At 64.9% G+C, this 19,062-nt stretch carries 18 protein-coding genes and 1 pseudogene; 12 read left to right on the forward strand and 7 right to left on the reverse strand.

Going from position 1 to position 19,062, the window contains the following annotated elements; genetic code table 11:
• Window position 1: 1 nt before the first annotated feature.
• Window positions 2-1,825 carry a glutamine--tRNA ligase/YqeY domain fusion protein gene (locus tag C8C99_RS04265; RefSeq protein WP_108625054.1) on the reverse strand — a complete coding sequence of 608 codons (1,824 nt, stop codon included), beginning with the start codon at window positions 1,823-1,825 and terminating at the stop codon, window positions 2-4.
• A 171-nt stretch (window positions 1,826-1,996) separates the two neighbouring features.
• Between C8C99_RS04265 and C8C99_RS04270 the strand changes: the two genes are divergently transcribed.
• The 6 genes from C8C99_RS04270 to C8C99_RS04295 all read left to right on the forward strand — a co-directional run bounded on the left by C8C99_RS04270 (window position 1,997) and on the right by C8C99_RS04295 (window position 6,190).
• Entirely contained in the window at window positions 1,997-2,335 is a 339-nt protein-coding gene (locus tag C8C99_RS04270) for a hypothetical protein (RefSeq protein ID WP_108625055.1), read from the forward strand.
• A 171-nt stretch (window positions 2,336-2,506) separates the two neighbouring features.
• On the forward strand, window positions 2,507-2,980 hold the full coding sequence (gene aroQ / locus C8C99_RS04275; RefSeq protein ID WP_108625056.1) for a type II 3-dehydroquinate dehydratase: 474 nt from the start codon (window positions 2,507-2,509) through the stop codon (window positions 2,978-2,980).
• A 29-nt stretch (window positions 2,981-3,009) separates the two neighbouring features.
• Window positions 3,010-3,423: an alternative ribosome rescue aminoacyl-tRNA hydrolase ArfB gene (gene arfB, locus C8C99_RS04280; RefSeq protein ID WP_108625057.1), complete on the forward strand. Its 414-nt coding sequence runs from the start codon at window positions 3,010-3,012 to the stop codon at window positions 3,421-3,423.
• Between the two features lie 155 nt (window positions 3,424-3,578).
• Entirely contained in the window at window positions 3,579-4,409 is an 831-nt protein-coding gene (locus C8C99_RS04285; protein ID WP_108625058.1) for a class III extradiol ring-cleavage dioxygenase, read from the forward strand.
• Window positions 4,410-4,467: 58 nt separating this feature from the next.
• Window positions 4,468-5,139 carry an alpha/beta hydrolase gene (locus tag C8C99_RS04290; RefSeq protein ID WP_056640272.1) on the forward strand — a complete coding sequence of 224 codons (672 nt, stop codon included), beginning with the start codon at window positions 4,468-4,470 and terminating at the stop codon, window positions 5,137-5,139.
• Between the two features lie 160 nt (window positions 5,140-5,299).
• The gene (locus C8C99_RS04295) at window positions 5,300-6,190 is read left to right on the forward strand and encodes a DUF3014 domain-containing protein (RefSeq protein WP_108625059.1); all 891 of its coding nucleotides are present in this window, start codon (window positions 5,300-5,302) and stop codon (window positions 6,188-6,190) included.
• 33 nt (window positions 6,191-6,223) lie between these two features.
• Here the strand turns inward: C8C99_RS04295 and C8C99_RS04300 are convergent, their stop codons facing one another.
• Window positions 6,224-6,691, reverse strand: coding sequence for an Lrp/AsnC family transcriptional regulator (locus tag C8C99_RS04300; RefSeq protein ID WP_108625060.1), 468 nt, complete (start codon window positions 6,689-6,691; stop codon window positions 6,224-6,226).
• Between the two features lie 102 nt (window positions 6,692-6,793).
• Here C8C99_RS04300 and mdeB point away from each other — a divergent pair, with 102 nt between their 5' ends.
• Complete coding sequence (gene mdeB, locus C8C99_RS04305) at window positions 6,794-9,460, forward strand: alpha-ketoglutarate dehydrogenase (protein ID WP_108625061.1); 2,667 nt, start codon at window positions 6,794-6,796, stop codon at window positions 9,458-9,460.
• A 146-nt stretch (window positions 9,461-9,606) separates the two neighbouring features.
• Window positions 9,607-9,840 (forward strand): hypothetical protein, encoded by a 234-nt coding sequence (locus C8C99_RS04310; RefSeq protein WP_108625062.1) that lies wholly within the window; start codon window positions 9,607-9,609, stop codon window positions 9,838-9,840.
• A gap of 120 nt (window positions 9,841-9,960) precedes the next feature.
• On the opposite strand, the gene C8C99_RS04315 is transcribed toward C8C99_RS04310, so the two are convergent.
• The 5 genes and pseudogenes from C8C99_RS04315 to C8C99_RS04335 all read right to left on the reverse strand — a co-directional run.
• On the reverse strand, window positions 9,961-10,785 hold the full coding sequence (locus C8C99_RS04315) for a zinc-dependent peptidase (RefSeq protein ID WP_108625063.1): 825 nt from the start codon (window positions 10,783-10,785) through the stop codon (window positions 9,961-9,963).
• A gap of 46 nt (window positions 10,786-10,831) precedes the next feature.
• Entirely contained in the window at window positions 10,832-11,608 is a 777-nt protein-coding gene (locus C8C99_RS04320; protein WP_108625064.1) for a UDP-2,3-diacylglucosamine diphosphatase, read from the reverse strand.
• A gap of 36 nt (window positions 11,609-11,644) precedes the next feature.
• Window positions 11,645-12,172 carry a peptidylprolyl isomerase gene (locus C8C99_RS04325; protein ID WP_056640247.1) on the reverse strand — a complete coding sequence of 176 codons (528 nt, stop codon included), beginning with the start codon at window positions 12,170-12,172 and terminating at the stop codon, window positions 11,645-11,647.
• A 22-nt stretch (window positions 12,173-12,194) separates the two neighbouring features.
• Entirely contained in the window at window positions 12,195-12,779 is a 585-nt protein-coding gene (locus C8C99_RS04330) for a peptidylprolyl isomerase (RefSeq protein ID WP_056640245.1), read from the reverse strand.
• Window positions 12,780-13,014: 235 nt separating this feature from the next.
• Window positions 13,015-13,486, reverse strand: a pseudogene (locus tag C8C99_RS04335) (tetratricopeptide repeat protein); the annotation flags it as partial.
• Between the two features lie 220 nt (window positions 13,487-13,706).
• Between C8C99_RS04335 and cysS the strand changes: the two are divergent.
• The 4 genes from cysS to C8C99_RS04355 all read left to right on the forward strand — a co-directional run bounded on the left by cysS (window position 13,707) and on the right by C8C99_RS04355 (window position 18,908).
• Entirely contained in the window at window positions 13,707-15,089 is a 1,383-nt protein-coding gene (cysS, locus tag C8C99_RS04340; protein ID WP_108625066.1) for a cysteine--tRNA ligase, read from the forward strand.
• Window positions 15,090-15,136: 47 nt separating this feature from the next.
• Entirely contained in the window at window positions 15,137-15,808 is a 672-nt protein-coding gene (locus tag C8C99_RS04345; protein ID WP_108625067.1) for a DNA-3-methyladenine glycosylase, read from the forward strand.
• A 78-nt stretch (window positions 15,809-15,886) separates the two neighbouring features.
• On the forward strand, window positions 15,887-16,864 hold the full coding sequence (locus C8C99_RS04350) for an acetyl-CoA carboxylase carboxyltransferase subunit alpha (protein WP_056640234.1): 978 nt from the start codon (window positions 15,887-15,889) through the stop codon (window positions 16,862-16,864).
• A 193-nt stretch (window positions 16,865-17,057) separates the two neighbouring features.
• The gene (locus tag C8C99_RS04355; protein ID WP_056640231.1) at window positions 17,058-18,908 is read left to right on the forward strand and encodes a methyl-accepting chemotaxis protein; all 1,851 of its coding nucleotides are present in this window, start codon (window positions 17,058-17,060) and stop codon (window positions 18,906-18,908) included.
• Window positions 18,909-19,062: the final 154 nt, after the last annotated feature.

Genomic DNA, 19,062 nt, shown 5'->3' on the forward strand with positions numbered 1-19,062 from the left:
ATCACTTCCCCCAAGAATCCTTCAACCCCACCGCCAGGTTAAACACCGGCTTCTCCGCCTTGTGGTCGATGCGATCCGCCACAAAGTACCCGTGCCGCTCAAACTGGAACTTGTCGTCCGGCTTGGCGTTGGCCAATGACGGCTCCACGATGGCCGTCACCACCTTCAGGCTGTTCGGGTTCAGGCTTTCGATGAAGTCCTTGCCGCCCGCGTCGGGGTGGGCGTCCAGGAACAGGCGGTCGTACATGCGCACTTCGGCGTTCACGCCGTCGGCCACGCCCACCCAGGTGATGGCGGCTTTGACCTTGACGCTGTCGGCGCCGGGGGTGCCGCTCTTGGTGTCGGGCACCACGGTGGCCAGCACTTCGGTAATGTTGCCGTCGGCATCCTTGGTGCAGCCGGTGCATTCGATAACGTAGCCGCCCTTCAGGCGCACCTTGTTGCCGGGGAAGAGGCGCTTGTAGCCCTTGGGGGGCACTTCTTCAAAGTCTTCGCGCTCAATCCAGACTTCCTTGCCGATGGTGAAGTGGCGCACGGGGCTTTCCACGCCTTCGGGCGGGTGGGGCAGGGCGGGCAGGCTGCAGGGCTCCAGGTGGCCGGCGCCCATCACGTCGTCCCAGTTGGTCAGCACCAGCTTGACGGGGTTGAGCACGGCCATGCCACGGTGGGCTTTCAGCTCCAGGTCTTCGCGCAGGCAGCCTTCCAGGGTGCTGTAGTCGATCCAGCTGTCGGATTTGGTAACGCCAATGCGCTCGGCAAAGGTCTGGATGGCGGCGGGGGTGTAGCCACGGCGGCGCAGGCCCACGATGGTGGGCATGCGGGGGTCGTCCCAGCCGTTGACCTTGTGGTCGTACACCAGTTGGGCGAGCTTGCGCTTGCTGGTGATGACGTAGGTGAGGTTCAGGCGCGCAAATTCGTACTGGCGGGGGGGCGGGCTAGTCAGCAGGCCGCCTTCGGTCAAGCGCTCCAGCAGCCAGTCGTAGAAGGGGCGCTGGTCTTCAAACTCCAGCGTGCACAGGCTGTGGGTGATCTGCTCCAGCGCGTCCTCGATGGGGTGCGCGTAGGTGTACATGGGGTAGATGCACCAGGTGTCGCCCGTGTTGTGGTGGGTGGCGCGGCGGATGCGGTAGATGGCCGGGTCGCGCATGTTGATGTTGGGGCTGGCCATGTCGATCTTGGCGCGCAGCACCATCGATCCGTCTTCGTGCTGGCCGTCCTTCATCTCGCGGAAGATGCGCAGGTTTTCTGCCGGGGTGCGGCTGCGGAAGGGGCTGTCCACGCCGGGCTTGCCGAAGTCGCCCCGGTTCACGCGCATTTGCTCGGCGGTTTGCTCGTCCACGTAGGCGTGGCCGGATTCGATCAGGTATTCGGCCGCGCGGTACATGAAGCCGAAGTAGTCGCTGGCCTGGTAAGGGGTGGCGTCGGGCGAGCCGTTCCAGTCAAAGCCCAGCCATTTCACGGCGTCGATGATGCTATTGACGTATTCGGTGTCTTCTTTTTCAGGATTGGTGTCGTCAAAGCGCAGGTGGCACACGCCGCCGTAGTCGCGCGCCAGGCCAAAGTTGATGCAGATGCTTTTGGCGTGGCCTACGTGCAGGTAGCCGTTGGGCTCGGGCGGGAAGCGGGTGCGGATCTTGGCGGGGTCGGGCTCGCCTTGGGATTGGTGGGCGGCGTCGCCGGGGTTGCCGGCCCAGCGGCGGGTGGCATAGGTGCCTTTTTCCAGGTCGTGCTCGATGATCTGGCGCAAAAAGTTGCTGGGCTTGACGGTTTCTGCGGCCGCAGGAGTCGCAGTGGCGGCGGTATTGGCGGGGGAGGGGGTGCTCATCCAGCCATTTTAGGCGGCGGTTTCGTGACGGTTTACGCATTAAAACCAGCGCGTGTACGTTCAGACACAACGTAAAGACGGTTTTGTGCCATCCTTTTAGGCACTTGGTGCGTTGTGTACCGGTGAGGCGTGCCCTTTTGGCGGGCCGCCCTCATTCACTAGGAGATTTCCATGACGAAAACCCGTTCTGTTTCTACTGCGGCCGCTGTGGCGGGTGTGGCGCTGGCCCTGTTGGCTGGTGCTGGCTCCGCCCAGGCCCGCGATGTCAATTGGTCCGTGGGCATTGGCGTGCCCGGCGTGGTAGTGGGGGCCAGCAATGGCTACTATGCCCCCGCCCCGGTGTACGTGGCGCCACCCCCGCCGGTGTATTACGCCCCCCCTCCACGCCCTGTGTACTACAACGCTCCCCCGGTGTACTACGCACCGCCCCCAGCGGTGGTTTATGGCGGGTACGGCTATGGCGGCTACCGCCACCACGGGCACGGCCACGGTCGCCACTGGGACCGCTGATCAGCCCTGGCGGCTGGTCTTTCACCAACCTCTTGGGCGCGAGTCGCTCATTGGCAGCGTTGCACAGGCTGCCTTTTACAGCGGTCCCTCGGGGCCGCTTTTTTCTTGGCACTTCATAATCCGGCCTTCTGGCCTGCCAGCGTGGCAGGCGTTGCCCCGGAGACCCTGTCTGTGACCGCCCAAAAAACCGTTTTTGTCCTCAATGGCCCCAATCTGAACCTGCTGGGCACCCGTGAGCCCGCCGTATATGGCGCGGCCACCCTGGCCGATGTGGAAAAGCTCTGCACTGACGCCTGCAATCGCTACGGTTTTGCGCTGCGGTTTCACCAAAGCAACCACGAAGGCGCGCTGGTGGACTGGATTCATGAGGCGGGCCGCCTGCATGCAGCGGGCGAACTGGCGGGTGTGGTCATCAACGCCGGGGCCTACACCCACACCAGCATTGCCCTGCACGACGCCATCAAGGGCACGGGCATCACCCTGATCGAGCTGCACATCAGCAACGTGCATGCACGCGAGGCCTATCGCCACCATTCGTACATGGCTGCCGCCGCCAAGGCGGTGATGTGTGGGTTTGGCGTGCTGGGCTATGGCCTGGCGATTGACGGCCTAGCGCAATTGCTGGCCCAGCAGCCTGCGGCCTGACGGCCGGGCGCGCGGGGGATTCCACTGCCATGGCCCCGCTGCCCCTGCAAATTTCTGAGGACGAGGTCGAAATCACGGCCATGCGCGCGCAGGGTGCGGGCGGGCAGAACGTCAACAAGGTATCGAGCGCAGTGCACCTGCGCTTTGACGTGGCGGCATCATCGCTGCCCGAAGATGTGAAGGAGCGCCTGCTGGCCCTGCGCGACACCCGCATCACGCAAGACGGTGTGGTGGTCATTAAGGCACAGCAATACCGCAGCCAGGAGCTGAACCGTGCCGACGCCCTGGAGCGCCTGAACGCGCTGGTCAACAGCGTGGCCGTGCCACCCCGCGTGCGCCGGGCCACCAAACCCACCTATGGGTCCCAACAGCGGCGCCTGCAAACCAAGACGCAGCGGGGCGAGACCAAGGCGCTGCGGGGTAGGGTGCGCGACGGCTCATGATGCTTTGATCCCAGGTTGTCCGGTGCTTCCCGCTGCACACCATGGGCCTGTCAATGTTTGATTGGCATCATCCGTAGAACAATCTGTCTGCGCTGCAGGACTTGGTATCACGGGCCATCAGTCCTACATTCATGGCATCCCTTGATGGAGTTGTCATGTCTGCCTCTGCCCAAGCCCCCGTTCCAGTTTCTGCTGCAATTCCCGCCCTGTTTGTGTCGCACGGTGCGCCCTTGTTTGCGTTGGACGCTGGCACCACCGGCCCGGCGCTCACGCAATGGGGCCAGAGTCTGAAGTCGCAGTACCCCGGTCTGCGGGGTGTGGTAGTCATGTCGCCGCACTGGATGGCGCGGTCGGCGCAGGTGATGACCGGGCCGCAGCCCGCTACCTGGCACGACTTTGGCGGGTTTCCCCCCGCGCTGTACCAGCTGCAATACCCCGCCCCCGGCTCGCCCGCGCTGGCGCAAGAGGTGCTGGGCCTGCTGCAGGCCGCGGGTGTGGCGGCCCAGGGTGACGCGGCCCGCCCCTTTGACCATGGCGCCTGGGTGCCGCTGATGCATTTGTTCCCGCAGGCCGACGTGCCCGTGGTGCAGGTGGCCCTGCCCGTGGGCGCTGGCCCGGCCGAGGTGTATGCGCTGGGCGCCGCCTTGCGCAGCCTGCGCAGCCAAGGCGTGCTGGTGGTGGGGTCGGGCAGCATGACGCACAACCTGGCCGAGTTTTTTGGCGGCGAGCGCGCGCCCGCGCCCTATGTGCTGGAGTTCAGCCGCTGGATCGAGGATGCTCTGGCCCGTGGCGACATGGCGGCGCTGCTCAACTACCGCAGCCAGGCACCCCATGCCCACCGCGCTCACCCCACTGAAGACCACTTTTTGCCGATCTTTTTTGCGCTGGGTGCGGCGGGCGACGACCTGCACGCAAACTACTTGAGCCGCGAGGTGATGTACAGCATGCTGTCGATGGACGCTTTCGCCCTGGAGCCAGTGCACTGACACGGAACTCCTCGCACTCCACCCGTTTTTGGCCCTAAACCGTTTGAGGTGCACATATATGCTTACCTTGCCGCTCACATTTTTGCAGCGCCCCGCTGCTGCCACCACCCCTCGCCCCTGGCTGCTGGTGCTGATGCATGGCGTGGGCAGCAACGAGCAGGACCTGTTCAGCCTGTCGCCACAGATCCCGGACCGGTTCCATGTGCTGAGCCTGCGGGCGCCGTTTCGCATGGGGCCGGGTTCGCATGCGTGGTTTGATTTTTCCATCGAGCCGAGCGGCGAGCGCTCCATCAACGAAGAGCAGGAGGCGCAAAGTCGCGCGCTGATAGCCCAGGCGGTCGAGTCCGCCGCCGAACAACTGGGCATCCCGCCCGAGCGCGTGGTGGTGGGCGGCTTCAGCCAGGGCGGCATCATGGCTCTGTCGCTGCTGCTGACCCAGCCCGCGCTGATGCATGCGGGCTTGGTGTGGCACAGCCGCCTGCTGCCCCAGGTGGTGCCGCTCACGGCGCCCGCCGATGCGCTGCGCGGCAAGCAACTATGGCTGAGCCATGGCACGCACGACAACGTGATCCCGCTGGCCAACGCCCAGGCCATCGCTCATCACATGGCACCGCTGCCGGTGACGGTGACGTACCATGAGTTCCCCAGCGCGCACGAAATTCGCCCGTCCGAGCTGGCAGCCACGGTGGCCTGGCTGGAGTCGCTGTCCACCACACCGACGGCGTTTTAAGCGGGGCACTCTCGCGGGCCGGCCCCGGCTGGGCTACAACGCGTTACTAGGGCCTGGGTGTGCGGTTGTCCAATCGTGCAGTTCCCATGTGGGACTGAGAGGGAACGCCTGACGCCATGGAGCGTCGGACAAGGGTTGTTCCTGTGTTGAAGGAGAGCCCATGCCCGATCAAGACACCGCAGAATTCCGCCCCGCGCCAGAGCGCACTTCCTCCACCCTCTGGGTCGTGCTGGCCGCGCTGGTATGCGCAGTGGCGGCTGGCGCCGCCTGGTGGTTCTGGCTGCGGCCGGTAGAGCCAGCGGCAGCGCCACCCCCGGTAGTGGTCGCCCCCGCCGCACCGGCAGCGCCCCCGCCCGTCCCCGAGGCGTCGGGGCCGCAGAACCCTGTGGATGCGCTGGCACCGCCCGACGCCGCCTTGCCCGCGCTGGCTGAGTCCGACCCCCGGGTGGCAGAGCTGTTGGCCGAGCTGCTGGGCCGTGACAAGCTGGCGATGTTTCTGCAGACCGACGGTTTTGTTCGCCGTGTGGTGGCCACCGTGGACAACCTGGGCCGCACCCACGCGCCATCGCGCATGTGGCCGGTGCAGCCCACGGCGCAACGGTTTGTGGTGGATGGCACTGGCAACGCGCCCACCGCCATCGCGGCGGCCAATGCAGCTCGCTACAGCGCCTTCTTGGCGTTTGCCGAAGCGGTACCGATGGAGCCCGCCGTGGCGCTGTACGCGCGGATGTACCCGCTGTTTCAGCAAGCGTATGAAGAGCTGGGCTACCCCCGGCGCTACTTCAATGACCGCCTGGTGGCGGTGCTGGACCAGTTGCTGCAGGTGCCCGAGCCCGCGGGCCCGCTACAGGTCAAGCTCACGCCCGTGAATACCGACGTGCCCAACCTGCGACCCTGGGTGCGCTACGAGTTTGTGGACCCCGCGCTGGAGGCGCTGCCAAGCGGTCAGAAGATCCTGCTGCGCATGGGCCCCGCCAACGAGGCGCGTGCCAAGGCGCTGATCCGCGAGCTGCGCAAGCGCGTGGCGACGAGCGGCGTGGTGCGCAAATAGTGTTCGCAGCGTTGCTTGCAGCAATGTGCATGCTCAGGCGCTGGGCAAGGGCAGGGCGGTCTTGTAGCGTACCTGCTTGAGTGCAAAGCTCGACCGGATCTTCTCCACGCCCGGAATGGGCGACAGCTGCTCCAGAATGAACCGCTCCAGCGCGCCGATGTCGGCCAGCGCCACGCGGATGAGGTAGTCGCTGTCGCCGCTCATCAGGTAGCACTCCATCACTTCGTCGTGCTCGGCAATGCGGCGTTCAAAGTCGGCCAGGGCTTCCTTGCTTTGCGTCTTGAGGCTGATGCTGATGAACACATTGAGCCCCAGCCCCAGCGCCGCCGCATTGGCCAGCGCCACATAGCGGCTGATGACGTCAGCCGCCTCCAGCGCCTTTACCCGCGCAAGGCAGGGCGAGGGCGACAGGTGCACGCGCCGCGCCAGCTCCACGTTGGACAGAGAGCCGTCGGCCTGCAGCTCGGCCAGGATGCGCAAATCGAGGGTATCCAGTTTCATATGCCGCAGTTTATGGCTTTGGCGGCATAAAGTGCCATGACGGCATGGCGTAAAAGGCAAAACGGCAACTCATTTGGAGCCAGCCTCGCTACAGTGGCTGCCATGAACGCCCTCACACCCCACGCCCTGCTGCAACAAGCCCCTGGCGCCCCGCTGGACGCCGACCCCGAAGAAACCGCCGAGTGGCGCGATGCCTTCCTGGCTCTCGTCGCCACCGAAGGCCCCGAGCGCGCGCGGCACATGCTGCAAGAGCTGGTGCGGGTGGCGCGCGCGCAGCGCATTGGCTGGCAGCCCGACCTGAACACGCCCTATGTGAACACCGTGGCGGTGCAGGACCAGCCCGTGTTCCCCGGCGACCTGGCCATCGAGGAGCGGGTGGCCTCCATCGTGCGCTGGAACGCGCTGGCCATGGTAGTGCGGGCCAACCAGGCGTATGGCGAGCTGGGCGGTCACATCGCCAGCTACGCCAGTGCGGCGGATCTGTTTGAGAGCGGCTTCAACCACTTCTTCCGCGCCCGCGAGGGGCTGGGCGAGGGGCAACACCGGGGCGATCTGGTGTTCTTTCAGCCGCACAGCGCGCCGGGTGTGTACGCGCGGGCGTTCCTCGAAGGCCGCTTGAGCGAGAAGGACCTGATGCATTACCGCCAGGAACTGACGGCCCCGGGCGCAGGCGCGCAAGGCCTGTCGAGCTACCCACACCCTTGGCTCATGCCGGATTTCTGGCAGTTTCCCACCGGGTCGATGGGCATCGGCCCCATCAGCAGCATCTACCACGCGCGGTTCATGCGCTACCTCACGCACCGCAACCTGCTCGACTGTTCCGCGCGCAAGGTGTGGGGCGTGTTTGGCGACGGCGAGATGGACGAGCCCGAGAGCATGAGCGCGCTGACCCTGGCCGCGCGAGAGGGTCTCGATAACTTGGTGTGGGTGGTCAACTGCAACCTGCAGCGCCTGGACGGCCCGGTGCGCGGCAACGGCCGCATCATCGACGAGCTGGAGCGCTTGTTTGCGGGCGCGGGCTGGAACGTAGTCAAACTGGTCTGGGGCAGCGACTGGGACGGCCTGTTCGCCCGCGACCTGACCGGCGCGCTGGTGCGCACGCTGCAAGGCACGGTGGACGGGCAAATGCAGACCTTTGCCGCCAAGGACGGGCGCTTCAACCGCGACAACTTCTTTGGCCAGAACCCGGAGCTGGCGGCCCTGGCACAGGGCATGACGGACGAGCAGATCGACCGCTTGAAGCGTGGGGGCCACGACCTGGTGAAGATCCACGCCGCGTACGCCGCCGCCGCTGCGCACAAGGGCCAGCCCACCGTGATCCTGGCCCACACCAAGAAGGGCTACGGCATGGGCACTGCCGGCCAGGGCAAGATGACCACGCACAGCCAGAAGAAGCTGGACGAGACCGACCTCATCGAATTCCGCAACCGCTTCAACCTGCCTTTGAGTGATGAGCAGGCGACGAGCCTCGCTTTCTACAAGCCTGCCGAAGACAGCGCCGAGATGCGCTACCTGCGCAGCCACCGCGATGCACTGGGCGGCTACCTGCCGCGCCGCGACACCACCTGCGACGCGCTGCCCGTGCCTGCCATCGAGAGCTACGCGCAGTTTGCGCTGCAAGCTGATGGCAAGGAAATGAGCACCACCATGGCCTTTGTGCGCATGCTGGGCTCATTGCTCAAGGACGCCACGCTGGGCCCGCGCATCGTCCCCATCGTGGCCGACGAAGCGCGCACCTTCGGCATGGCCAATCTGTTCAAACAGGTGGGCATCTACAGCAGCGTGGGCCAGCGCTACGCGCCCGAGGACATCGGCTCGGTGCTGAGCTACCGTGAGGCGCTGGACGGCCAGATTCTGGAAGAAGGCATCAGCGAGGCGGGCGCCATCGCCAGCTGGACGGCGGCCGCCACCAGCTACAGCGTGCACGGCCTGGCCATGCTGCCTTTCTACATCTACTACTCCATGTTCGGCTTCCAGCGCGTGGGCGACGCCATCTGGGCCGCTGCAGACCAGCGTGCGCGCGGCTTTTTGCTGGGCGCCACCTCGGGCCGCACCACGCTGGGCGGCGAGGGCCTGCAGCACCAGGACGGCAGCAGCCATTTGGTGGCGGCCACGATCCCCAACTGCAAGGCCTACGACCCGGCCTATGCGGGCGAGATGGCTGTCATCATCGACGCCGGCATGCGCGAGATGGTGGCCGAGCAACGCGACGTTTTCTACTACGTAACGCTGATGAACGAGAACTACGCCCAGCCCGACTTGCCTGCCGATGCGGCAGAGGGTGTGCTGCGTGGTTGCTATCTTTTTAGGAGCTACTCAGGCAATTTGCACCAGCGCGACAGCGCGATTTCGTCCAAAGCTGTAACGCTGATGGGCTCTGGTGCCATCCTGACGGAGGTGGTCAAAGCCGCCGAGCAACTCGCCAGCGAGGGTGTGGACGTGACCGTGCTCAGCGTCACCAGCTGGAGCGAGCTGGCCCGCGATGGTGTGGCCTGCGAACAGCGCTGGCTGACGGGCCATGCCCAGCCTGGTCCCGCATGGCTGACCCGGCAACTGGCCCCAACCCGTGGACCGGTGATCGCCGCCACCGACTACGTACGCGCCGTGCCCGAGACGGTGCGCGCGTTCATCCCCGAAGGCCGCAAGTACATCACCTTGGGCACCGACGGCTTTGGTCGCAGTGACACGCGGGCGGCGCTGAGGCAGTTTTTTTGGGTGGATGCTGCGAGCGTGGCCCAGGCCGCGCGGCGCGCGCTGGCTGCTGGCTGATGACGGGCCGGGCGCTGCACGAGCGCCTGTCGTCGTTTTGCCTGGCCTCCCGCTCTGTGGCCGGAGGGCTGCGGGGGTGGGGTGAACGCCATTGTCCAATCTCGCCCAGGCTTCCTACAATGGTCCAGCAACCGTGAGAGGGCGCCATGGCACATGTCATCTGGGACCATAACCCGCCGACCACCTGGATAGCCAACGTGGACGGGCAAGCACTTTGCTCCATCAAGCGCAAAGACATTGGCGGGTGGACCGCCGCCTGGACAGACGACCGCCTGTGGCCGCCGCCCGCCCATCTGCCCAAGGCCATGGCGCAGCCCACCCAGTTTTTCAGCAGTCTGGAAGAAGCCAAGCAGGCGGTGGAAAATGCTCTGGGGGCTTGAGGCGGTGCCCTGGAGCACTGCTGCAGTCTGAGTGACTGCGCTTGCGTGTACCGGCGGCGGCAAGCGCAAGGCTTCCAACCAATGTATGAGGGGCGTGGGCCCCTACGCATGCGGCCAAGCTCAGCCCGCAGGGCGCTGGAAAAATGCATCCAGCACCGGCATCAGCCCCGGAAACTCCTGGGCAAACCGTTCGCGGTTCACAAAGTACGCCTCGCAGGCCACGGCAAAGAACTCGGATGGCGAGGTGGCGCCGTACGCGTCCAGCCAGGGCCGGTCGGCGCCGAAGCGCTCGGCCATGATCACGCGTTCGCGAAACTGTTCGTAGGCGGGCTCCCACGCTGCCCACCACGCCTCGTAGGCCGCCCGGCCGGTGCGTGTGCCCATGAAGCCTGCAGGCAAGGGCGGGCAGCCGTTGGGCTGGCCATTTTTCATATCGAGCTTGTGCACAAACTCGTGCACCACCACGTTGTGGCCGCGCGCCGTGTTCTCGGTGGCGTTGCTCACATGCTGCCAGCTGAGCATGATGGGACCGCGCTCCATGGCCTCGCCCAGCAGTACCTGGGTGTGCTCGTGCACCACGCCCGCTTCGTCCATCGTCTGGCGGCGCGCCACGGCTTCGCCGGGGTGCAGCACGATGCCCACAAAATCGTCGTACCAGCCGAGCGCCTTGGCAGGGTCGCTCCAGTGCAGCAGGGGCAGGCAGGCCTGCGCGGCAATGTCGATGGCCATGGCGTCGGTCACCTCCAGACCATGGGCGCCGTGGAATTCCTTGTGGTGCAAAAAGAGGGCGCTCAGCACGCGCAGTTTGGCTTGGTCGTGCAGCGACAGCGCGGCCAGAAACGGGTAGCGCTGCACGGTCTGCAGCCACAGCGTGGCGGAGATGTCTGGCACCGGGGCCACGGTGGCGCGCACGCGGCGCCAGAGGCGGTTGAGCAAGGGGGGCATTGCGATCGGGCTGCGGGAGGTGAGCCCGCTCAGTTCATGACCGCTGTTACTTGGGGGCCAAGGACAGCCGTTCCAAGCCCGCGCTGGACAAACGCAGTGTTTCCAGACGGGGGGGCAATGCCGCAGCATCCCAGTCGCTCAGCACCACACGCTGCAGCCCTGGGGTCAGCACATGGTTGGCCGGCCGGTGGGTGTGGCCGTGGATGAGGGTGTGGGCGCCAGCGGCCTGCAGCCACGCGATGGCGGCAGGCGTGTCCACGTCGGCATACGTGGCTCCCGACTGCTTGCGTGCCTCGCTTTCTTGGCGAATGCCACGCGCCTGCACCCGGCGCGTGGCCAGGGGCAGGGCCAGAAACTGCTGCTGCCAGTCGGCGCTACGGGCCTGCAGGCGAAAGCGCTGGTAGTCCACGTCGTCCAGGCACAGCAGGTCGCCGTGGCTCAGTACATACCGGTGACCGCCAAAGTCCAGGACCGTAGGGTCTGCCAAGCCGGTGATGCCGCACGCGGCCAGGAAGGCAGTGCCCGCCAGAAAATCGCGGTTGCCGTGCATGAAATACACCGGCAGGCGCTGTGAGGCAACGCGCAGAAGTGCGCAACCCTGGGCCTCGAAGTTGCCGGGCTCGCGCATGGCATCGTCGCCCACCCACACCTCGAACAGGTCGCCCAGGATGAAGAGGGCGTCTGCCGGAGTGCTCTCCAGATACTGCTGGAATGCGGCCACGGTGGCGGGCTCGCTGGCCTGCAGGTGCAGGTCTGAAATGAAATCGACCGTGCGCCAGTGCGGTGGAGCGGCAAGCTCCTCGAACGGGGGCACGGTCGTCAACGGGGCGGCAGTCAAGGCCCGGATCAGGCGGTGGATTTACAGGGCCACGGCCTTGTCGATCACGACGGCGTCAAAAGGCACGTCGTCATGGAAGCCCTTGCGTGTGGTGCGCACGGCCTTGATGGCGTCCACCACGTCCTGGCCCTTCACGACCTTGCCGAACACGGCATAGCCCCAGCCTTGGGCAGTGGGCGAGCTGTGGTTCAGGAAGGCGTTGTCCACCGTGTTGATGAAGAACTGCGCGGTGGCGCTGTGGGGATCGCCGGTGCGCGCCATGGCCAGGGTGTACTTGTCGTTCTTCAGACCGTTCTGGGCTTCGTTCTCGATGGGGGCCTGGGTTTCCTTTTGCTTCATGTCGGCTGTCATGCCGCCGCCCTGGATCATGAAGTTCTTGATCACGCGGTGGAACACGGTGCCGTTGTAGAAGCCACTGTTCACGTAGCTCAGGAAGTTGGCCGCGGACTTGGGGGCTTTCTCGGCGTCCAGCTCGATGGTGATCACGCCTTGGGTGGCCGTTTCGGCCACGTTGATGGTCACGTGGAGTTCAACTTGTGGATTGCTCATTGCAGTGCTTTCTTCAAAAAATTCACTTCACCACGGTGGCGGAGTTGATGGTGATGGGGGTGGTGGGCACGTTCTGGTGGCCGCCCTTGTTGCCGGTGGCCACGGCTTTGATCTTGTCGACCACGGCGGTGCCTTCCACCACCTTGCCGAACACGGCATAGCCGTGGCCGTCCGGGTTGGGGGCGTTGAGCATGGCGTTGTCCTTCACGTTGATGAAGAACTGCGATGTGGCCGAGTTGGGATCGCCAGTGCGGGCCATGGCGATGGTGTAGGTATCGTTCTTGAGGCCGTTCTTGGCTTCGAGCGGAATGGGAGCCTTGGTGGGCTTTTGCTGCATGTCGGGAGTGAAGCCGCCACCCTGGATCATGAAGCCGTCGATCACGCGGTGGAAGATGGTTCCGTCGTAGTGCTTGCTGTTCACGTAGGCCAGAAAGTTCTCGACCGTCTTGGGGGCCTTGGCGGCGTCAAGCTGTACCACGATGTCACCCATCGACGTGGCCAGCTTGACCTTGGCGGTATCCTGCGCCTGGACCGGGGATGCTACCGAAAATATAGCTGCCAGGGCAATTCCGGCAAGCGCTATGGACGATTTTCTTTTGGAAATCATGCAGAACTCCTTATGTGAATAGGTGCCTCGAACCGAGGGTTTTCCGGTCCGGCGAAGGGCAAGGCAGCGCTGAAGTTACCACCGGTGCGCCAGCCCGACAGGCGGCAAGGCCGCAAGCCCCCTGGCTACGGGCGGATGTCAGGTCAGGGGCGCGAGGCTACGGGCTTGGTCGCGGCACGCGAAGCCGTGGGCTGGAACACATCGCGCAGCTTGGCCTGTTTCGATCTGACCGTGGGGTTGTTGGCCTCAAGCTGTTGGGCCTTGCCGTAGGACTCGTAGGCCAGCCGGGCGTAGATGTCGCCCATATTCTCGTGTGCAGCCGCGTAAGCGGGGTTGTTGCGCACGGCCATTTCCAGCGCGGTGCGGGCCTTGTCCAGCTGGTTCTGGTTGGCATACAGCACGGCGAGGTTGTTGTAGGGCTCGGGCAGCTCCGGGTACTCTTCGGTGAGCTTGGTGAAGGTGACGATGGCATCGGCCTGCTTGCCGGAATCTGTCTGCGCCACGCCGCGCAGGAAGCGCAGTTGCGGGTCACGCGGGTTGGTTGCCAGGCGCTCGTCGGCCTTGGTCAGTGCGTCCGCCGCCTTGCCCGCCTTGAGCAATTGGGTGATATCGGCGTAGTCGTCTGCATGGACCGCGCCCGCGCCCATCAGGGCGGTCAGTGCCAGGAGGCGCAAGAGGCGTGGGAGGGTGCGTCGGACTTGCTTCATGGGGGGTACCAGGGAGTTGGGCGGCTGCCAGCCCGGGCGGGGGCTTATACTGCGGCGGATTGTAGCTGAGGGGGTTGTCATGACGGTACGCTGTTGCCGCTGGTGATTTTGCTGGACGCCCCTTGCCGGGCCACCCCCTTCCAAGGGACTCGTTCCGCTGCTGCCGGGTGAATTTCTGTCTCTCACCCACCCCCATCAAGTCTCCCGTTACTGAAATCCCATGAGTTTGCGCATCTACAACACGCTGTCGCGTGCATTGGAGGACTTTTCCCCGCTCGAACCCGGCCACGTGCGCATGTATGTGTGCGGCATGACCATCTATGACCTGTGCCATATCGGCCACGCCCGCATGATGATGGCGTTTGACGTGGTGCAGCGCTGGCTCAAGGCCAGCGGGCTGCGTGTGACCTACGTGCGCAACATCACCGACATTGACGACAAGATCATCAAGCGCGCGCTGGAGCGGGGCATCACCATCCGCCAGCTCACCGACGAGATGATTGCGGCCATGCACCAGGACATCGGCCTGCTGGGTATCGAGCCGCCCTCGGTCGAGCCCCGCGCCACCGAATACGTGCCCCAGATGCTCTCGCTCATCGGCCAGCTCGAAGGAAAGGGCCTGGCCTATCGCGCGAGCAATGGCGATGTGAACTATTCCGTGCGCAAGTTCGACGGCTACGGCAAGCTGTCGGGCAAGTCGCTGGATGAGCTGCGTGCCGGCGAGCGCGTGGCCGTGCTGGATGGCAAGGAAGACCCGCTGGACTTTGTATTGTGGAAGTCCGCCAAGGCCGAGGAGCCGCCCGAGGCCAAGTGGGACAGCGCTTTTGGCGCTGGCCGCCCCGGCTGGCACATCGAATGCTCGGCCATGAGCTGCGCGACGCTGGGGGAGACCTTTGACATCCACGGCGGCGGCGCGGACCTGCAGTTTCCGCACCACGAAAACGAGATTGCCCAGAGCGAAGGCGCCACCGGCAAGCCGCTGGCGAAGTTCTGGGTGCACAACGGCTTCGTGCGCGTGGACAACGAAAAGATGTCCAAGAGCATGGGCAACTTTTTCACCATCCGCGATGTGCTCCAGCAGTACGACGCGGAGACCGTGCGTTTCTTTATCGTGCGCGCCCATTACCGCAGCGCGCTCAACTACAGCGATGCCCACCTGGACGACGCCCGCCAGGCTCTCAAGCGTCTGTACACCGCGCTGAGCCTGGTGACCCCAGCCGACGTGGCCTCCATCGACTGGAGCAACCCCTACGCAGCCCGCTTCAAGGCTGCCATGGATGAAGACTTTGGCACCCCCGAGGCTGTGGCTGTGCTGTTTGAATTGGCGGGCGAGGTCAACAAGACCCGGTCGGCCGGTCTGGCGGGGCTGCTCAAGGCACTGGGTGGCTGCCTGGGGCTGTTGCAGGGCAATCCCCAGGCCTTCCTGCAGGCGGGCGCTGCGGGTTTGGATGAGGCCGAGATTCAGGCCCAGATTGCCGCCCGCGCGGCTGCCAAGGCGGCCAAGAACTTTGCCGAGGCCGACCGCATCCGGCAGGCGCTGCTGGCGCAGGGCGTCGTGCTCAAGGACTCTGCCGCAGGCACGACCTGGGAAGCCGCACAGTGAGCCACGTTTTCATGCCAAATATGCCGGTAGTGCAGGTAGGGTAAGCAGTGGCAGCTTCTAAAAAGATAGCAAGCGATGCGCTGGCAAACGAGCCAGTGATCGCCACGCCCGACTACTGGGCCGAGGCTTGCAAGCACCTGATGAAGAAGGACCGGGTGATGAAGCGCCTGATCCCACAGTTTGGCGATGCCGCGCTGCAGACCAAGGGCGATCCCTTCATCACGCTGGCGCGGTCCATCGTGGGTCAGCAAGTCTCCGTGAAGGCTGCTCAGACGGTGTGGGAGCGTTTTGCAACGCTGCCCCGCAGCATGAAGCCCGCCAGTGTGCTCAAGCTCAAGATCGACGACATGCGCGCCGCCGGCCTGTCAGCCCGCAAGGTGGACTACCTGGTGGACCTGGCCATGCACTTCGAGGGCGGCAAGCTGCACGTCAAGGACTGGGCCGCCATGGATGACGAGTCCATCATTGCCGAGCTGGTCGCCATCCGCGGCATTGGCCGCTGGACGGCCGAGATGTTTTTGATCTTCTATTTGATGCGACCCAATGTTTTGCCCCTCGACGACGTGGGGTTGATCAACGGTATCAGCCAGAATTACTTCTCTGGCGACCCCGTGAGCCGCAGCGACGCCCGCGAGGTGGCCGAGGCCTGGAAGCCCTGGTGCAGCGTCGCGACTTGGTATATTTGGCGGTCTCTGGACCCCCTGCCTGTGACCTATTGACACCATTGCAGGCACGCCGGTTACATTGCGTGCCATTCGTGGCAACCCCGCCGGGTGCGATCCCCTAGGAGAAAAACGTTGGCGAAAAAGACCTTTCTGGATTTCGAGCAGCCCATTGCCGAGCTGGAGTCCAAAATTGAAGAACTGCGCTACGTGCAGACCGAAAGTGCCGTCGATATCTCGGAAGAGATCGACCAGCTGAGCAAGAAGAGCCAGCAGCTCACCAAGGACATCTACAGCGAGTTGTCGCCCTGGCAGATCACCAAGATCGCCCGCCACCCCGAGCGCCCCTACACGCTCGACTACGTGCGCGACATCTTCACCGACTTCGTCGAGCTGCACGGCGATCGCCATTACGCAGACGATTTGTCTATCGTGGGTGGCCTTGCCCGCTTCAACGGCCATGCCTGCATGGTGTTGGGCCACCAGAAAGGGCGCGACACCAAGGAGCGCGCCATGCGCAACTTTGGCATGAGCAAGCCCGAGGGCTACCGCAAGGCCCTGCGCCTGATGAAGACGGCTGAGAAGTTCAAACTGCCCGTGTTCACCTTTGTGGACACGCCCGGCGCCTACCCAGGCATTGATGCCGAGGAGCGCGGCCAGTCCGAAGCCATCGGCCGTAACATCTTCGAGATGGCGCAGCTCGAAGTGCCCATCATCACCACCATCATTGGTGAAGGCGGCTCCGGCGGCGCCCTGGCCATCAGCGTGGCCGACCAGGTCGTGATGCTTCAGTACGCCATCTATTCGGTCATCAGCCCCGAAGGGTGTGCATCCATCCTCTGGAAGACCAGCGACAAGGCGCAAGACGCCGCAGACGCGCTGGGCATCACCGCCCACCGCCTCAAGGCCCTGGGCCTGGTGGACAAGATCGTGAACGAGCCCGTGGGCGGCGGACACCGCGACCACAAGCAGATGGCCGCCTTCCTCAAGCGCGCCCTGGGCGATGCCTTCCGTCAGGTGGCAGACCTCAAGACCAAGGACCTGCTGGATCGTCGCTACGAGCGCCTGCAAAGCTACGGCCGCTTCAGCGACACCAAGGCGGACGCCCGCTGAGCGCAGGTTTTCGGCCGACCCGTGTCGGCGCCGAATGCGCCAGCCTGGTGCTCCTCTAATGGCCCTTCGGGGCCGTTGTTGTTTTTGATGCCGAATCGCAGCGGCGGCGGACAGCGCCCCCCCTGGCGTAGAGACTGCTACTGGATGTAACATGCTCGAACACCGCCTGCGCGGGCGGTTCGAGGGGTGATCCATGTCGCTTCTGAAGACGCTCAAGGGCCAGATCCTGGTGGTGTCCACCGCCTGCATGGTGGCGGCGCTGCTGGTTCTCACGCTGGTGAACTACTTCTCGGCCCGCGCGCAGGCGCGGGTGTCGCTGGCGGAGGAGGGGCAGGCAACTGCCAAGAGCCATGCAGAGGCCATCGAGGAATGGACCCGTGCGAAAGCGGGAATCATTGCCGCCTCCGTGGCAGCCTTTGACGAGCCCGAACCCGCCAAGTCTCTGGCCATGCTGCGCGACGCGGGCAAGTTCAGCACAGCGTATTTCGGGTACGCCGACAAGAAGTACGTGTTTTCAGAGGCCCGCAACCTGCCGGCCGACTATGACCCCACCGCGCGCCCCTGGTACAAACAGGCCTCGCAGGCCGCAGCCCCGGTGGTCACACCGCCCTACATTTCTGCGTCCGACCAAAAGCTGGTCGTGACGTTTGCGGCCCCGGTGGGTGCGGGCTCTGCACTCAAGGGCGTGGCTGCGGGGGATGTCTACATGGAGTCGGTGGTTGCCAATGTGGCGTCCATTCAGCCCACCCCACAGAGCTTCGCCTTTCTGGTGTCAGCCGACGGCAAGATCATTGCCCACAAGGACCAGGGGCTCACGCTCAAGCCCATCACGGAGCTTTCCAAAGACCTCTCGATCGAGCCACTGCTCGCTGTGGCCAAGGACAAGGCGCTGCTGCCGACGGACATTGCCGGGCGCACTCGCCTGCTGAGTGTGGTGCCGATTGCGGGCACCTCCTGGATGCTGGTGGTAGCTCTGGACGAAAGCGAGGCCATGGCACCCATTCGCTCGATGCTGGCCACATCGCTGGTGTCCAGCGTGCTGGTGCTGATCGTGGCGGCGGGGTTGCTGGGTGTGGTGCTCACCCGGCGTTTGCGTCAGCTCACGCTGGTGCGCGATGCCATGCATGAGATCGGCGCGGGCGATGGCGACCTGTCGCGCCGTATCGATGCGCATGGCGAGGACGAGCTCGCGCAGATCGCGGGCAGTTTCAACAGTTTTGCGGGCAAGCTCTCGGGCGTGCTCGCGCAGATCCGGGACGCCAGCAGCTCGGTGCGCGTGGCCGCCGAAGAGATTGCCACTGGCAACCATGACCTGAGCGGCCGCACCGAGCTCACGGCGTCCAGCCTGCAAGAGACCTCGGCCTCCATGCAGCAACTCACTGAAACCGTGCGGCACAACGCAGACTCTGCGCGCCAGGCCAACCAGCTCGTGGCCCAGGCTTCCAACGTGGCGCAGCATGGCGGACAAGTGGTGGGCAATGTGGTGACCACCATGGACCATATCAACGCGGCTTCGCGCAAGATCAACGACATCATCGGTGTCATCGACGGCATTGCCTTCCAGACCAACATCCTCGCGCTGAACGCCGCAGTGGAAGCGGCGCGGGCGGGCGAGCAAGGCCGGGGCTTTGCGGTGGTGGCGGGCGAGGTGCGCAGCTTGGCTCAGCGCAGCGCCGAGGCGGCGCGCGAGATCAAGACCTTGATCAACACCTCGGTGGAGCAGGTGGAAAACGGCTCGCGTCTGGTGCATGACGCGGGCACCACCATGACCGATATTGTCACTTCTGTTCAGCGCGTGACCGACATCATGGCCGAGATCACGGCGTCCACCAACGAGCAGAGCACCAGCATCAACGAGGTGGGGCAAGCCGTGGCCCACCTCGACCAGATGACCCAGCAGAATGCGGCGCTGGTGGAGGAGAGTGCTGCCGCCGCGCAGAGCCTCAAGGACCAGTCGGTGCGGCTGTCGGAGGTGGTGGGCACCTTCCGCCTGTCCACCGACTCCACCCAGGCTGCGCCACGGCTGTCCCCGCCGGGCGGCTGAGCGGTTGGTCGGCTGGGGGCTCAAGGCATCCCAGGGTTGGAGACTCTGGCGCCGTGATAATCGGCGCCCATGTGCCGTCGTATCCTCTTTGTGCTTTTCGCCCTTCAGATGATGCTTGGAGCGCTTACGACTGGGCGGTATTGCGAGCCTGAAG

The sequence above is a fragment of the Acidovorax sp. 107 genome, from assembly GCF_003058055.1.
GTDB lineage: Bacteria > Pseudomonadota > Gammaproteobacteria > Burkholderiales > Burkholderiaceae_C > Acidovorax.

Excerpts from the sequence above, each read along its gene's own strand:
- C8C99_RS04355 (WP_056640231.1), top strand. The coding sequence starts at position 17,058 with ATGTCGCTTCTGAAGACGCTCAAGGGCCAGATCCTGGTGGTGTCCACC.
- C8C99_RS04330 (WP_056640245.1), bottom strand. The coding sequence starts at position 12,779 with ATGATTTCCAAAAGAAAATCGTCCATAGCGCTTGCCGGAATTGCCCTG.
- C8C99_RS04270 (WP_108625055.1), top strand. The coding sequence starts at position 1,997 with ATGACGAAAACCCGTTCTGTTTCTACTGCGGCCGCTGTGGCGGGTGTG.
- arfB (WP_108625057.1), top strand. The coding sequence starts at position 3,010 with ATGGCCCCGCTGCCCCTGCAAATTTCTGAGGACGAGGTCGAAATCACG.
- mdeB (WP_108625061.1), top strand. The coding sequence starts at position 6,794 with ATGAACGCCCTCACACCCCACGCCCTGCTGCAACAAGCCCCTGGCGCC.
- C8C99_RS04285 (WP_108625058.1), top strand. The coding sequence starts at position 3,579 with ATGTCTGCCTCTGCCCAAGCCCCCGTTCCAGTTTCTGCTGCAATTCCC.
- C8C99_RS04315 (WP_108625063.1), bottom strand. The coding sequence starts at position 10,785 with ATGCCCCCCTTGCTCAACCGCCTCTGGCGCCGCGTGCGCGCCACCGTG.
- C8C99_RS04325 (WP_056640247.1), bottom strand. The coding sequence starts at position 12,172 with ATGAGCAATCCACAAGTTGAACTCCACGTGACCATCAACGTGGCCGAA.
- C8C99_RS04300 (WP_108625060.1), bottom strand. The coding sequence starts at position 6,691 with ATGAAACTGGATACCCTCGATTTGCGCATCCTGGCCGAGCTGCAGGCC.
- C8C99_RS04310 (WP_108625062.1), top strand. The coding sequence starts at position 9,607 with ATGGCACATGTCATCTGGGACCATAACCCGCCGACCACCTGGATAGCC.
- C8C99_RS04265 (WP_108625054.1), bottom strand. The coding sequence starts at position 1,825 with ATGAGCACCCCCTCCCCCGCCAATACCGCCGCCACTGCGACTCCTGCG.
- cysS (WP_108625066.1), top strand. The coding sequence starts at position 13,707 with ATGAGTTTGCGCATCTACAACACGCTGTCGCGTGCATTGGAGGACTTT.
- C8C99_RS04295 (WP_108625059.1), top strand. The coding sequence starts at position 5,300 with ATGCCCGATCAAGACACCGCAGAATTCCGCCCCGCGCCAGAGCGCACT.
- C8C99_RS04290 (WP_056640272.1), top strand. The coding sequence starts at position 4,468 with ATGCTTACCTTGCCGCTCACATTTTTGCAGCGCCCCGCTGCTGCCACC.